The sequence below is a fragment of the Floridaenema fluviatile BLCC-F154 genome (assembly GCF_041929135.1).
Classification (GTDB): domain Bacteria; phylum Cyanobacteriota; class Cyanobacteriia; order Cyanobacteriales; family Aerosakkonemataceae; genus Floridanema; species Floridanema fluviatile.
On sequence record NZ_JBHFNS010000093.1, the window covers coordinates 86,313 to 101,640 of the forward strand.

Genomic DNA, 15,328 nt, shown 5'->3' on the forward strand with positions numbered 1-15,328 from the left:
CATGTCCTTAGACTTTCGTAACACCAACACACTCTGGGCTTCCATTATTACCGAAACCTTAAAACATCTCGGATTAACCACAGCCATTATTTGTCCAGGTTCGCGTTCTACCCCCTTAACTATCAGCTTCGCTCAAGAAAAACAAATAGAAACCATCCCCGTTTTAGACGAAAGATCGGCAGCATTTTTCGCTTTAGGGATCGCCAAAAAAACCAACTTACCAGTAGCATTAATCTGCACTTCTGGAACTGCTGGAGCTAACTTTTATCCGGCAATTATCGAAGCGAAAGAAAGCCGAATTCCCCTATTGATTTTCACAGCCGATCGCCCTCCCGAATTGCGAGACTGCCATTCAGGACAAACAATAGATCAAGTAAAAATGTATGGCAATTATCCCAACTGGCAAACCGAATTAGCTACCCCATCTTTAGAAATAAACATCCTCAATTACTTACGACAAACTATTATCTTTGGGTGGGAGCGATCGCTTTTCCCCACTCCCGGCCCAGTTCATTTTAACATCCCATTTCGTGACCCCCTCGCCCCCATTCCCGACAGCAATACTAATTACTTAAAATCCTCACTTTCCCTAGAAAACTTCTTCGATTCCCTCCAAATAAAACAGGTAGAATTACCAAAATATACTTCATATTCCATGTTTCCTTATTTACAAGAATGGCGAAACAGTGAACGAGTAATAATTATTTGTGGTACTGCCAATCCCCCATTACCGCAAGCATATTGTCAGGCAATTTCTCACCTTTCCCAAACCTTAAAATCTCCCGTCATTGCCGAAGGACTATCGCCATTAAGAAACTATCACCAACTAAATCCCTATTTAATTTCCACTTATGATGTAATCCTGCGAAATCAACAAATTGCCAAGCAACTAACAGCAGAAATCGTCATTCAAATTGGCGATTTACCCACCAGTAAAGAACTGCGAACTTGGTTAGAAACAACACAACCAAAAAGGTGGATAATTGACCCCAGTCATCACAACTTTGACTCACTGCACGGGAAAACAACTCATTTAAGAATTTCCGTAGAACAATTAGCTAATTATTGCCAACTAGAACCAAACGTTAAAAGTAAATATCTGCAAATTTGGGTTGATATTGAAGCCAAAGTTAGACAAAACATTAACCAAGAAATGATAACTAGAGAAAACTTATTTGAAAGTAAAGTTGCTTGGTTAATTTCCCAAACTTTACCACCAGAAACCCCAATCTTTATTGCTAATAGTATGCCTGTACGAGATGTGGAATTTTCCTGGCAACCAAATAACTCACACATTCAACCTTTTTTTAATCGAGGTGCAAATGGTATTGACGGCACTTTATCCACCGCTTTAGGTATTGCTCATCGGCAAAAAAGCAGCGTTATGCTAACAGGAGACTTAGCTTTATTGCATGATACAAATGGCTTTTTATTGAGAAATAAATTTGTCGGTCATCTAACAATTATCCTGATTAATAATAATGGTGGTGGAATATTTGAAATGTTACCTATTTCTCAATTTGAGCCACCATTTGAAGAGTATTTTGCCACACCGCAAGACATAGATTTCGCTCAACTTTGTGCCACTTACAATGTGGAATACGAATTAATTACTTCTTGGCAGCATTTACAGCAAAAATTGAACCCTTTACCCGAAAAAGGAATTCGAGTTTTAGAGGTACGCACAAATCGTAAAGCTGATGCTAAATGGCGACAAGAAAACTTAAGGAGATTTGCTCAAACTATTGAGAGAGAGTAGAGACGTTTCATAAAACGTCTCTGCTTCTTTCCTCTCTTCTTCTTCCTTCGCGCTCTTCGCGTCTTACGTGCTACGCACACGCTACGCGAACGCGGTTCAAATATAATAGTTTTTGTAAAACCGCAGAGACGCAGAGGAAACAGAGAGAAGCGGGAGAAAGGATACAAAAATTTATACTTTGGGTAACTTTGCTTGTTGAAAAACTTGCTCTGGAGTAAGTTCTAAACCGTCGAAAAGTGGATCGACTACTTGCATTTCCCCTGTGTAATTCCGTGGTCGAGAATCAGCATAAAATACAGTAATACTTCTTGTTTGATAGTCAACTAACCAAACTCTTTGCACTCCTGCTTCTAGGTAAGCGATCGCATCTTCCACCAACTCCCGAAAATCTTTTTCCCCAGGCATAATATTAATGATTAACTCTGGTGCGATCGGGCAAATATCATCTTTCAACAATTCCACAGGCAGATTTTCGTAACTAATAAAGCTTAAATCTGGTATTGATAACCAATCTTCACCATTACGACTTAATTTTATTGCCCATTTTATCCCTACTTCTCCTAATTCATCGCCCCATAAACTGATCGTTTTGTATAAGGTGCCAGTCACTCTAGAATGAAAAAGTTTCGGCAACATTTGTGTTACAGTTACTACTTGTTCCTGAGACTCAACTTTGCTTTCTGTTACAGGCAAAGACACTTCCTCCATCGCAGGAATAGGCTCTATATTGTAACCTCCTACTTCCAAATTTGACTCAGCAATTTCCTCATTTTCAGTTACTAAACTTTCCTGATTATCTAACTCCAAAACTTCCGGTTTATCCTCCAATAAAACACCATTTTGTATAGTTTCTTCAGCAACTTCAACTTTGGGTAACTCTGCAACTACTCCATTTTCCGAAAATTCTTCTTTGCCATTTTGTTGCTCGCTTACCAATGCCGAAGTTCCATTTTGAATTGGTTCTTGTATTGCCACAACTGCGGGTGACTCGGATAAGCGATCGCTATGTACTGTTTTAGCAACAGAATCTTTTGCAGAAGTATGAACTAATGGCGTATTCTTCTCTTTTTCTACTACTTCTTCCGCCTCTTTCCTTACTTCTACAGGTTTAACTTCTAAAGCTGGCGACTTAGGATTCTTCGCAGACTCTTTCGGCTCTTTCTTAAATTGAGACACTATCCATTGAATTAACTTTTGTCCTCCATTCAAATTCACTAATAAGAACACTAAACCTGTACCACCAAAATATAAACCAATCACTGCTCCTGCTAATAAACTTTGAGTTAAAGGATCGGTAGAAGGTGTTAAAACTGCTCCCAAAACTACCGCAGCAATCATCACATATCGCCAGCCAGAGAGCATTTGTTTTGCAGTGACAATTCCGATAAATCCTAAGATAATTTGAATTACTGGAACTTGAAAAGCTAAACCTGTACTTAATAACAGTAACAAGACAAATTCAAAGTACCTATCAATTGACCATAACTGCTCTACAACATCTTCCCCATAATTGATGAAAAAATTAATTGCAGCTGGAATTAATAGGGTATAAGCAAATACTAATCCAGCTAAAAATAGAAAACTAGAACCTAAAACTACTGGCCCTAAAATCTGTCTTTCACCACGAGTTAGCCCAGGTAAAATAAATAGGATAATTTGGTATAAAATAAACGGACTAGCTATTAACACACCGCTATATCCGGCAACTTTCAAAGATACAAAAAAGAACTCTCCAGGAGCCAATTGCAGAAATTTAATTCCTTGAGCCGGAACTTCTAACAATTGGACAATGGGCTTGACAAATACGAAACAACCTGCCATTCCCAACGCCACGGCAATCAAGGAATAAAAAATCCGTTGGCGTAACTCCTCCAAATGGTCAAATAAGGACATTTCCACTTCATCGGGGAGTTCCTTTAGGTATTGCTCCCGATCGCGATCGCTCTCAGCTGCAACTTTGCTACTGGCTGTTTCCTGAAAATCTTGCTCTACGGTACTTAACTCTGATAAAGGCATTGCGGGTTCTTTCTCGTCCAAAGCTTTAACTTATTTTATCGATCTTCCACAACTATGGGGCGCTTCCGCCCCGGAGAAACTTGAATCGAAAATCCAAATTCCCCAATCCTCGATCGATTGATTCTTATGAAAATTTATGTAACACTGCTCCGAAATGAGCGATTTGTCTAGTGAAGTTAGGACTTTAAATAATATGTTGCCAAATTCAGATTTAGCACTTATTAAGTTAAAATCACACAGAGAACTCAGACAAATTAACAAAAAGCTAATCAAGGAGTAGTCAAATGTTCAAAATTTGTTTGTACATGAAAGACAGCCATGAACAAAAGTCAAAGCAACAAATAATTGAATTTAACAGAATTCCTAATATGGGAGAATTTATCGATCTTGGTTATAATCTTTACCGAGTTTTTTTAGTTTGTCATAGCCCTTATAATACTGAATACCAAGCCACAGTAGCAGCAGTAAAAACTGAATGGCATAGTTGTGAGACATTAATCGATCAAAGCCAAAGATTATAATAAATACGATGGTTTAATTCTACCTTGTCTCTCAGATAAATATGAAATATCTGAAGTATGTATGAAGGAGAAAATTTTAATTCATCCTTCATACAAACGATCGGAATAATCAATGATTTTCCAGCCTAATTTTTCAACTAGGGATGGAATGACTGATGACCGTATTTAGTGAGCATTTGTGCTGTTTCAGGATTGTACAACCGTAAATAATTCCAGTAGTTTTCAAATACGTGCTCAACGTATCCCTTGGTTTCAGGAAAAGGAATGTATTCCACAAATTCATCTGGATCTGTAAGTCCTAACTGATCGATCCATTTAGACACATTTCCGGGTCCAGCATTGTAACTGGCAACTGCTAACAAAGAGTTATTTTTGTAAGTGTCATGGGTATGATCTAAATACCAAGTTCCTAACCTGATATTGTCGTTAGGATTTTCCAAGTTGTAATCTTTTACGCTGATTTGTTGAGCCACCCATTTCCCTGTAGTAGGCATGATTTGCATTAAACCTACTGCGCCAGCAGAAGAACGAATCTCCGTTTCAAATCGGGATTCTTGGCGCATTAAAGCAGTGACTAACAAAGGGTTTAATTGATGCTTTTGCGACCAAGCTTTTGTATAGCCCAAAAATGGGAAAGGATAGAGGGTGTGCCAATAAATTGGTTGTTGTTTAAAAGCGGTAATTTCTGCTTCTTCTTCGGGAGTATCGCGCCACCAACTCAGGCTTTCTATTTGATGAATTCCGCGAATATTTTCTCCCACAGCTAAGAGCAGAATTCCATCGGTGAATTGTTCTGCTACTGTGGGTTTAATGAAGTTGTCGAACTCAGTTTGCCAAAGTGTCCAAGCATCTCGATCCTGACCTAATTGATGCAGTTCTTGTAATGCTGGCGATCCAGTGGGTAACTTCGGTCTTTCTTGAGGACGAATTACTTGAGGTAACTTTTGGCGTACTGTGTTAAAATCCCCGACATCTAAGCCCAACATAGAAGCAGAACGCCAAGCGTAGAAAGACCCAGGATATTTGGAAAGCACAAATTCAAAGGCTGTTTTGGCATCTTGAGAACGTCCTAAACGCATTGCCCATTTGCCTACCCAAAAACCAGCTTCTGGGGCTAATTCATGGTCAGGATTTTGTTTAGGAATTGGTTCGGCCCACCGCCAAGCTGATAGGTAATCGCCTGTTTTAGCAATTTCTTTAGCTGCTTTCCAACGAAATTCGGTTACGGCATCAGAACTACCATATTTATCTAATGCTAATTTTCGCGTTTGAGCAGCTAATTTAGTATTTCTTAAGTTGTCGAGAATTTTGGCTTTTTCTAATAAAGCTTCTCCTGCATGATCGGGGTGTTTTTCGATCGCCCGATCCAGATAAAATATCGCATCCTCCGGCTTACTACTCAACTGCGCCATCCGAATCAAAGCTAAACCTGTATCTCTAGCTTCTGGGAATGTATTAATTAATCTTTGATATCCAGCGATCGCACCACTTCGATCGCCTCCCAATTGCCTTCCCCGTCCCGAACGGTATAAATTCATCGCTGTCGGTGGCGCACTAGCATAAGCTAATCCCGCCTTCTCATACAGTCTTTTTTCCCAATAGGTAAAAGCGATCGCTTCCCAATCTTTTGCTGTTAATTGATCGCGATAGTTATTTACTAATTGATCCAGCGCCCGACTCACCACTTTGTCATCGTGAGAATAATGCAATAATATCCTCCACAATGCCACTTGTTCCGGGTCTTTTTTCAAGCGTGATTCAACTATTTCTAAACTCCGGGGATGATTGGGAAATTTCTCGATCGCTAGATCCCAAAGTTTAGCATCCTGCCGCCCTAAAACAAATAGCGCCTCCGCTGCTACCGGACTATCGGGATATTTTTCCAGCAATTTTTTCCAAGCAGCATTAGCTTTCTTTTGATCTTTAACACTTTCATAAGCCTGTGCTCTTTTGAGCATCACATGAGCCGCTAAAACTGGATATTCTTTTTCTAAACCTTCTAACCAATCCAGTGCTTCCTTACCTTGCTGACGTTCAATTAAATCACTCGCCAACAAATAACGCGCCCGACTCCGATCGGGCGTTTGTACAGGTGCAAATGTTATTACTGGCGTAGAAGAATTCTGTGCAATTTCTATTAATTTGGTAACTCGTTGTTCTGGTGGTAAACTAACTAGGGGTAAAATTTCTGACTTCGGCTCTAACTGGTTAAACAACTGATGCTGCAACTGACCAGTCGTTGATCTAGACTGTTGCCAATCGCTCCATTTGCTTGTTATAACACCAACTCCTATGAGTAAAGCTGACATTCCTACACCAATAGCCATAGTAATTGGGTGGTTTCTCAGTCGCTTTCGCATCTTTAGTTCTCGCAGCCCACAATCACAGCATCTTGTTTTGATTCTATTATCCAAAACACAAGATGGAGTAAGTCTACATGATAATGGTTTGTTAGGGTAGGGAGTAAAGATACCTCAAGTTGATCGATACTGGTACAGGTACTAATTAGGTGGTATAAGCAGAATGGAATTTCGAGCTAGCGATACTCCGCGTTTAGATTGGTCTGGAGATGGACTGGCAATTGGATTTTTTGAAGATACGGTAGAGTTAACCGGGGATCTAGCCGATCTAGATCAAAAATTTTCTGGTGTCTTACAAGAATTAATTGCGGAAACTGAATTTAAGGGCAAGCTCAACACTAATGCGGCAACTCGCATCGGTAGCAATAGTCCGGTTCGTAAGTTAATTTTAGTAGGCTTAGGTAAGGCAGAAGAATTAGAATTAAATACCTTAAGGCTAGCAGCAGCAGCTATTGCTCGTTTAGCTAAAAAGGAAAAATGCAAATCTCTGGGAATTAGTCTACCAGTGTGGCAAAATAACCCAGATGCAACCACTGGTGCGATCGTCGAAGGAGTCGAATTAGCTCTCTACCAAGATCATCGTTTTAAATCCGAATCAGAGGATAAAGTTTTACTTCTCGAACAAGTAGACTTAATCGGATTAGCTGGTCAAGAAGCGGCGATCGATCGAGCTAAAAAAATTACTTCTGGTGTTAAGTTAGCACGGGAATTAGTCGCCGCCCCAGCTAATGCGGTTACACCAATAACTTTGGCAGAAACCGCCGAAAATTTAGCCAAGGAATACGGTTTAAATGTAGAAATTCTGGAAAAAGAAGATTGCGAAAAACTAGGTATGGGAGCTTTTTTAGGTGTAGCCCAAGCTTCCGATTTACCACCTAAGTTTATCCATCTTACTTATAAACCAGTTGGCACTCCGCGGAAAAAATTGGCAATTATTGGTAAAGGTTTAACTTTCGATTCTGGTGGTTTAAATATTAAAGGCGCAGGTAGTGGCATCGAAATGATGAAAATTGATATGGGTGGTGCTGCTGCTACTTTTGGGGCGGCAAAAGCGATCGCTCAATTAAAACCAGATGTGGAAGTTCACTTTATTTCTGCGGCTACAGAAAACATGATTAGTGGTCGTGCGATTCACCCAGGCGACGTTTTAAAAGCCTCCAATGGGAAAACTATTGAAGTTAACAATACCGATGCAGAAGGACGTTTAACTTTAGCAGATGCCTTAGTATTTGCTGATAAGTTGGGTGTAGATGCGATCGTTGATTTAGCCACTCTCACAGGTGCCTGCGTCGTTGCTTTGGGCGATGATATCGCTGGTTTGTGGAGCCTTGACGACAATGTAGCAAATCAGTTATTAGCAGCTGCTCAAACCACAGGCGAAAAAATCTGGCGAATGCCAATGGAAGAAAAATACTTCGATGGTTTAAAATCGATCGTCGCCGATATGAAAAATACTGGCCCGCGTGCAGGTGGTTCCATTACCGCGGCTTTATTTCTCAAACAATTCGTCAAAGAAACACCTTGGGCACATTTAGACGTAGCTGGCCCAGTTTGGACAGAAAAAGAAAGCGGCTATAACAACGCTGGTGCAACTGGATACGGTGTTCGGACTCTAGTGAATTGGGTGCTTAGTTAATTAATTTAGGGTGGGCTATGCCCACCTTGTTGTTAAACTTGCTACAGATAAACAAAAATTTAGAAAAAATTTTATCTAAAAATAATTCCAAACCACAACTTAATTAAATGCTAATCTTATCAGTAGCGAATTTCTGGAATATCAACCTGACCACTACTGACCTCATAGGTAAGTAAATTAATAGGGTGCAGATCTGATTAATAATCACTCAGTTTGATTTCTCAGTGAAGGACTCTTAAGTTTTACACTTCTACCCTCTTGCCTCAACTTTTAGTGCAACCAAACCCAACATTAACTCTTCAGCTTATGAAAAACTTCCCAGATTTTTCTAAACAAGGTTATCAAGTGCAGAAAGAGTTAGGCCATAATCGTTCCTGTGGTCGAGTAACTTATTTAGCAGTTGATACAAAAACTTATCTCCCTGTAGTAATTAAACAGTTTCAGTTTGCCCAGTTAGGTGCTAGTTGGACAGACTACGAAACAGTGGAAAAAGAAATTCAACTATTGCGTCATCTGGATCATCCCAGTATTCCCAGCTATTTAGACTCTTTCCAAACTCCTGCGGGTTTTTGTTTAGTGCAAGAGTACAAACAAGCACCATCTTTAGGTCAACCGCGTTACTTTAACCCCAAAGAAGTTAAAGAAATCGCTATTGCTATTTTGGAAGTTTTGGTATATTTGCAACAGCAAAACCCACCAATCATTCATCGGGATATTAAACCAGAAAATATTTTGGTCGATCGCCAAAATGAATTCAAAGTTTACTTAGTAGACTTTGGTTTTGCTCACATTGGTAGCGGAGAAGTAGCCATTAGCAGCGCCGTTAAAGGTACACTAGGCTTCATGCCACCTGAACAATTATTTAACCGTCAATTAACAGAAGCTTCAGATCTCTACAGTTTAGGTGCTACCCTAATTTGTCTGTTAACTCAGACAAAATCAACTCAAATTGGTAACTTAATCGACGATCATTATCAGATTAATTTTAAGCATTTGGTATCGCAACTAAATCCAGAATTTATTGAATGGTTAGAAGAAATAGTTGCACCAAATTTGAACGATCGCTTTAACAATGCCGAAGATGCCTTAGAAGTACTGCAATCTATTGACGCAGTGGTTCACGATTCTACCAAAGAAGCTAACACCACCCTAAAATTCCACAGAAAAGCAATTCCAGTACTAGCTTTTGGAGCCTTTTCTTTACTCAGCTTTTCCTTAGCAACTTATTCCAAAGTCACCACAGAAAACCACAAACTTAAACGGCTAAACGTTCAACTTAAAGATCAAGTATACAACAGCAAACAATCAATGATCGATTTGCTGTTAAAAACCCGTCAATGTCCCCAATGCGAATTAGGAAATACCTACTTAGTAGGGGCTAATTTAGAAAATGCCGCCTTAAAAGGCGCTTACTTAGTAAATGCTAACTTGGAAAATGCCAACTTAGAACGCGCTTCTTTAGCAGGTGCAAATCTCCAAGAAGCTAATTTGAAGGGCGCTAATTTAGAAAGTGCTAATTTAGGTTACGCCAACCTATTATCCGCCAAAATAGAAAACGCTGATTTAAGAAATGCCAATCTTTGGGGAGCTAAGTTAGACGGTTACGTTAACTTTAGAAGTGCCAATTTAGAAGGCGCAAATTTAGGTTATGCTCACCTTATAGGTGTGTACTTCGGCAATGCTAACTTGAAAAATGTTAGCCTTTGGGGTGCTAATTTAACAGGGGCTTTCTTAGGAGGTGCGAAGTTAGGTAATGCTAAGTTAAAAGACGCAAACTTAGCAGGTGCAAACTTAGCCGATGCTGACTTAGATGCTGCTTATTTAGAAAATGCAAAACTGGCAGGTGCAAAACTATTAGGGGCGTATTTGGAAAACGCAGATTTAAGCAAAGCTGACTTAGATGGTGCGGATTTGCGCGGTGCTAATCTCAAAGGTGCTAACTTAAGTGGCGCAAATCTCCGGGGCGCAAATCTCCGGGGCGCAAATTTACAAAATGCCAATTTGCAAGGTGCAAACGTCCGCGAAGCTAATTTAAAAGGTGCAACAATGCCTGATGGATCGACATATAAATAAGTTGCATTTTCTGTTTAATTAACTTTTTAAAAGCATCCTTTGAGGATGCTTTTGTTTTTGAGAATTACGGAAATTCGGGTGGGAATTGGGCAAAACTGTTTCTCACAAAAAATTATGAAAACAGAACGTTGGGATGACGAAAGATTAGATCGTTTGGCTCTCCCGTTACAGCGTCAGCTTAACGGGAGAGCCAGCAGTTAGCACATCAACTGTTAAGTTAAGTGATATAAGTCGTCGGTAATCCTGCTGCTACTGGAAAGAACCTTCTTCTACAAGGAGGAGTGTGTCAAACTGGATTTAAGGCAGCCTATTTTCAGTCGCGATTTGAGTTGGTGGTGTAATTCCTTGACAGAAGCGACTTACACTTAAGTGTATATAGATGTTTTTTGTGGCTGAACTAATTTGGCAAATAGCCGACTTAATTTGCAATTAGTTAGGATATTGCCAAAAGCCTGTTTTAATCGCCCCTTGTACACCCTTAAAGGAAAATTAAAGTTATGGGATTGTTTGATCGCATTAGCCGAGTAGTCCGAGCGAATCTTAATGATGTAGTCAGTAAGGCTGAAGACCCGGAAAAAATCCTCGAACAGTCAATTATTGATATGCAGGAAGACCTAGTGCAGTTGCGTCAAGCAGTTGCTCAGGCGATCGCTACTCAAAAACGCACCCAACAACAGTATAATCAAGCTCAAGCTGAAGCGAATAACTGGCAGCAACGGGCACAACTAGCTTTAAGTAAAGGTGATGAAAATCTGGCTAGGGAAGCATTAGTCAGGAAAAAATCTCAGAGTGAAACTGCTACTGCACTGAAAACTACTTTAGATCAGCAAACGGGACAGGTAGATACCCTGAAGCGTAATCTGATTGCTTTGGAAAGCAAGATTTCTGAAGCCAAGACGAAGAAGGATATGCTCAAGTCTCGCATTGCTGCTGCTAAGGCGCAGGAACAGTTGCAAAATGCAGTTGGTAAGCTGGGTACCAGCACGGCAATGGGTGCTTTTGAGCGCATGGAAGAAAAAGTATTAATGATGGAAGCTCGTGCTCAGTCCGCGCAAGAGTTGACTGGTAGCAATTTAGAGCAGCAATTTGCGGCTTTGGAAGCTGGTAGTGATGTTGATGATGAGTTGATGGCAATGAAGGCTCAGTTAACTGGCTCGGCTCCTAGCCAAGGGGCTTTGCCTGGTACTGCTCAATCTAACACTACTTCTTCAGGTACTCCATCAAATTCCGCAGTTGATAAGGATTTGGAAGAACTAAAAAGACAAATGGATCAACTATAAGTTAATCAGTTGTTTAACACATAGAAGTTTAGCCTGGGTAGATTGCAAATTCTACACCAGGCTTAATTTTATTTTCGTTACAATTTTGTTATTCTAAAATCTTCTCTGTTAATTTTGCCTGAATCCCAAATCCCAAATCCCCAATCTAAAATCGAGTGGCTTGCCTTATGCTCAATGATCTTTTTCCGTTTAGCTTTTCTGTAAATAGTACTGCGATCGCTGGTGCTGGTCTATGGTCGCTAGCTTTATATTTAGCTTTTTGGCAATTGAATGAATGGATTATGGAGCAATTGAAACGCTGGTTCAATTTTGCTGAACGCAGTCTCTATACTTCAGAAGCCGAATTTGAAAAAACTCGTCGGGCTAGGGAATCTCAAAACGCTTTTTACGCATCTATCTTTAGTATTATTCCTTTTTTACTGGCTGGTGGAATTTGTAATTATGGCGTTGAAGTTACTTTAGGTAGCAGTTGGGCAATTAGTGTGGGAATGTTGGCTTGTGTTGGTTGTGCAATTTATGAATTGGGTCGTCGAGATGGGATGAAGTAATACATCCCGATCCAGGGGGAAGAATTTTATAATATATATATATTTTGAGAGAATAAAAATGTGTTAGTTAAGCAATTATTTTGCTAGTGGTTAACTTGGGGAAATTTTCTGGATTGACCAGTAAGTTATGGAGTATAATTTAGCCAAGAGCGAATAAATTTAAGGTTCTGACTCAATTGATTGTTTAATTTGCGATCGCTAACCACTAAGCTAACTTTAAATTCTGAGCACCCCAAAAATTAGCAAAAATTTTCCTAGTTTTCTTTGCTTGTTTATTCTCTGAAAAAAGGTTGGATTTGATACCATTTTTTAATGTAAAAAGCTGATTTTCCTTGAGTGATTAACTAGCGCACCAAGGCAGAAATAATTCAGCAATTGAAAACTTTTTAAAAGCTAAATGAAAAAGCCTTCTTTGCTTCTGCTTTCTGACTTCTAGAACTAGTAAATTTCTGCCTAACCTAACAAACTGGTGATTAAGAATTCTTTGTTTAATCGGTAATGGCAAGCTGTTTATTAGGTAGGAGAAACCCAGGAACAGAGAAAATTTTCCAAATCTATTGAAAAACCTCTTTTATATTATGAAAAAACCGCAAAACAAACAACTTCCGAAATGCCCAACTGGGATTAAGGGACTAGATGAAATTACTGGTGGTGGCTTACCAAAAGGCCGCCCTACGTTAATTTGTGGCTCAGCTGGCAGCGGCAAAACTTTGTTAAGTGTTGAGTTTTTAGTGCGTGGTGCAACTGAGTTTGGCGAACCGGGCGTATTGATGGCTTTTGAGGAAACAGAGTCAGAATTAACTGAAAATGTAACTTCTTTAGGATGGGATTTAGTGCAGTTAGTTAAGGAGAAAAAGCTATCGATCGATCATGTTTACATCGATCCCCATGAAATCCTCGAAACTGGTGAATATGATTTGGAAGCTTTGTTTATTCGTTTGGGGTGTGCGATCGCAGAAATTGGCGCAAAACGAGTAGTTTTAGACACGATTGAAACTCTGTTTATGGGGTTATCTAATGCTAGTGTTGTTCGAGCAGAATTAAGACGCTTATTTTGCTGGTTGAAAAGCCAAGGTGTCACAGCAATTATCACGGGTGAACGTGGGGAAAATAGTTTAACTCGTCAAGGATTGGAAGAATATGTTTCTGATTGTGTGATTCGTTTGGAACAAAGAACTGCTGAGGAATTGACAACTCGCTATTTGCAAATTGTGAAATATCGGGGGTCTAGTCATGGGTCAAATGAATATCCGTTTTTGATTGAAGAAGATGGAGTTTCAGTACTACCAATTACCTCGATCGGATTAAATCATCAGGTTTCTAATGAGCGAGTTTCTACGGGAATTGAGCGATTAAATACGATGTTGGGTGGTCAAGGTTATTATCGGGGAAGTAGTATTTTGATTACGGGAATGGCGGGAACGGGTAAGAGTACGATCGCAGCTTATTTTGCCCAAGAAACCTGCCAAAAAGGAGAACGCTGTTTATATTTAGCTACAGAAGAAGCACCACAGCAAATTCTTCGTAATACCCTCTCCGTTGGGATTAATTTGAATCAGTTTATAGAAAAAGGTTTGTTGCAATTTGAAGCGGTACGTCCGACAGCTTATGGTTTAGAAATGCGGTTGGTAAAAATTCACAATTGGGTTAAGGAATTTCAGCCGCGATCGCTAATTATTGACCCGATGAGCAATCTAAATTTAAACGGAAATTCACAGCGAACCAAAGCCTTTTTCATGCGTCTGATCGACTTTTTAAAATCCGAGCAAATCACCGTTTTGTTAACCAATCTTACAGCAGGTGGCACAGCTTTAGAACATACAGACATTGGTGTATCATCTTTGATGGATACTTGGTTGGAAGTTCGGACTACAGAAACTAATGGAGAAAGAAATCGACTGCTTTATATTCTCAAATCTCGTGGTATGGAACATTCTAATCAAGTCAGAGAATTTCTCTTAACTAGTCAAGGTATAGAATTAATTGATGTTTACTTAGGTCAGGGTAATTTTCTCACTGGAACTGCCAGAATTGCCCAAAAAGCGAGAGAAGAATTAGAGCAAATTAATCGCCAGCAAGAATTTGAACAAAAAAAACGGGAGTTGGAAAGTCAAACTGAAATATTGCAAGCACAAATTGCGGCACTGCAAGTGCAACTAAAAACTCAGTATGAAATGTTAAATTCCATGACTAAACAAGCGGAAAATCATCAACAAAGATTGGTTGAGAATCAAGAGGTGATGATGAAGTTACGTCAGGGCGATTAAGTAATATCATTTGCCCCAATAATTGATACAAATAGAGTAGGGGCGGGTTTAGCCAAAAGCCTGGATAGCTAGCCATAAGATTGAAATCAAAACTCGCCCTTTCTCTTGCATCTATAGCAAAGATTTAGGTAATCAGCAAACGGAGAGAAAATAATGACAGATAGCTGTTCTGAACAAAGTAATATTTCCGACTCCGAATTTTGGCAACTCCGATTATATGTAGCGGGACAAACGCCGAAATCTCTGACTGCTTTTGCGAACTTAAAAAAAATTTGTGAGGAGTATCTTCAGGGACAGTATCACATTGAGGTAATTGATTTAGTCACACAACCCCATCTCGCTAAACAAGACCAAATTGTTGCTTTGCCGACTTTAGTCAAGAAATTACCTCCGCCGATTAAACAGATAATTGGTGATTTGTCGAATCAAGAAAAAGTGTTGGTTGGATTAGAGATCAATGGCATAAAACCTAACCAGCAAATTATCAAAAATTAGGAGTAATCCTCATGGTTAATGAAGAAGAATCCGAACGGGATATGACCGCAGCTTTTGAAAATGCGCTTTTCCAGGGAGATGAAAGATATTATGTGTTACGCCTTTATATTGCGGGAACAACGCCCCAATCAATTCAGGCATTACAAAACATCAAAAAAATTTGTGAAGAGTATCTCAAAGGGCGTTATGAATTAGAGGTAATAGATGTTTATCAAGCTCCTGAATTAACTGTTCCAGGCAACATTTTTGCCATTCCTACTTTAATTAAACAGTTACCGCTTCCTTTACAAACATTGATTGGCAATTTATCTAATACGGAGAAAGTTTTAGTAGGTTTAGATATTCATCCCAGACAACATCAGGTCTAAGGAAA

At 39.5% G+C, this 15,328-nt stretch carries 11 protein-coding genes and 1 pseudogene; 9 read left to right on the plus strand and 3 right to left on the minus strand.

Features of this window, described 5'->3' with window-relative positions:
* Position 1 precedes the first annotated feature (1 nt).
* On the plus strand, positions 2 to 1,759 hold the full coding sequence (gene menD / locus ACE1B6_RS27330) for a 2-succinyl-5-enolpyruvyl-6-hydroxy-3-cyclohexene-1-carboxylic-acid synthase (protein ID WP_413260456.1): 1,758 nt from the start codon (positions 2 to 4) through the stop codon (positions 1,757 to 1,759).
* Between the two features lie 171 nt (positions 1,760 to 1,930).
* Here menD and ACE1B6_RS27335 read toward each other — a convergent pair whose 3' ends face one another.
* Entirely contained in the window at positions 1,931 to 2,467 is a 537-nt protein-coding gene (locus ACE1B6_RS27335) for a Uma2 family endonuclease (RefSeq protein WP_413260615.1), read from the minus strand.
* 510 nt (positions 2,468 to 2,977) lie between these two features.
* Positions 2,978 to 3,775: pseudogene (tatC, locus tag ACE1B6_RS27340) on the minus strand (twin-arginine translocase subunit TatC); the annotation flags it as partial.
* A gap of 284 nt (positions 3,776 to 4,059) precedes the next feature.
* Here tatC and ACE1B6_RS27345 point away from each other — a divergent pair.
* Entirely contained in the window at positions 4,060 to 4,296 is a 237-nt protein-coding gene (locus ACE1B6_RS27345) for a hypothetical protein (RefSeq protein WP_413260457.1), read from the plus strand.
* Between the two features lie 137 nt (positions 4,297 to 4,433).
* Here the strand turns inward: ACE1B6_RS27345 and ACE1B6_RS27350 are convergent, their stop codons facing one another.
* A complete protein-coding gene (locus tag ACE1B6_RS27350) occupies positions 4,434 to 6,623 on the minus strand; it encodes a transglycosylase SLT domain-containing protein (RefSeq protein WP_413260458.1) in 2,190 nt (729 codons plus the stop codon).
* A 196-nt stretch (positions 6,624 to 6,819) separates the two neighbouring features.
* On the opposite strand from ACE1B6_RS27350, the gene ACE1B6_RS27355 reads away from it, so the two are divergent.
* The 7 genes from ACE1B6_RS27355 (at position 6,820) to ACE1B6_RS27385 (ending at position 15,323) form a co-directional block, all read left to right on the plus strand.
* Complete coding sequence (locus ACE1B6_RS27355; protein ID WP_413260459.1) at positions 6,820 to 8,292, plus strand: leucyl aminopeptidase; 1,473 nt, start codon at positions 6,820 to 6,822, stop codon at positions 8,290 to 8,292.
* A gap of 306 nt (positions 8,293 to 8,598) precedes the next feature.
* Positions 8,599 to 10,365: a pentapeptide repeat-containing protein gene (locus tag ACE1B6_RS27360; RefSeq protein ID WP_413260460.1), complete on the plus strand. Its 1,767-nt coding sequence runs from the start codon at positions 8,599 to 8,601 to the stop codon at positions 10,363 to 10,365.
* A 497-nt stretch (positions 10,366 to 10,862) separates the two neighbouring features.
* On the plus strand, positions 10,863 to 11,645 hold the full coding sequence (locus tag ACE1B6_RS27365) for a PspA/IM30 family protein (protein WP_413260461.1): 783 nt from the start codon (positions 10,863 to 10,865) through the stop codon (positions 11,643 to 11,645).
* Between the two features lie 167 nt (positions 11,646 to 11,812).
* Positions 11,813 to 12,193 (plus strand): hypothetical protein, encoded by a 381-nt coding sequence (locus ACE1B6_RS27370; protein WP_413260462.1) that lies wholly within the window; start codon positions 11,813 to 11,815, stop codon positions 12,191 to 12,193.
* A gap of 578 nt (positions 12,194 to 12,771) precedes the next feature.
* Positions 12,772 to 14,460 carry a circadian clock protein KaiC gene (gene kaiC, locus ACE1B6_RS27375; RefSeq protein WP_413260463.1) on the plus strand — a complete coding sequence of 563 codons (1,689 nt, stop codon included), beginning with the start codon at positions 12,772 to 12,774 and terminating at the stop codon, positions 14,458 to 14,460.
* Positions 14,461 to 14,613: 153 nt separating this feature from the next.
* Positions 14,614 to 14,955: a circadian clock KaiB family protein gene (locus tag ACE1B6_RS27380; protein WP_413260464.1), complete on the plus strand. Its 342-nt coding sequence runs from the start codon at positions 14,614 to 14,616 to the stop codon at positions 14,953 to 14,955.
* An 11-nt stretch (positions 14,956 to 14,966) separates the two neighbouring features.
* Positions 14,967 to 15,323 (plus strand): circadian clock KaiB family protein, encoded by a 357-nt coding sequence (locus ACE1B6_RS27385; protein WP_413260465.1) that lies wholly within the window; start codon positions 14,967 to 14,969, stop codon positions 15,321 to 15,323.
* Positions 15,324 to 15,328: the final 5 nt, after the last annotated feature.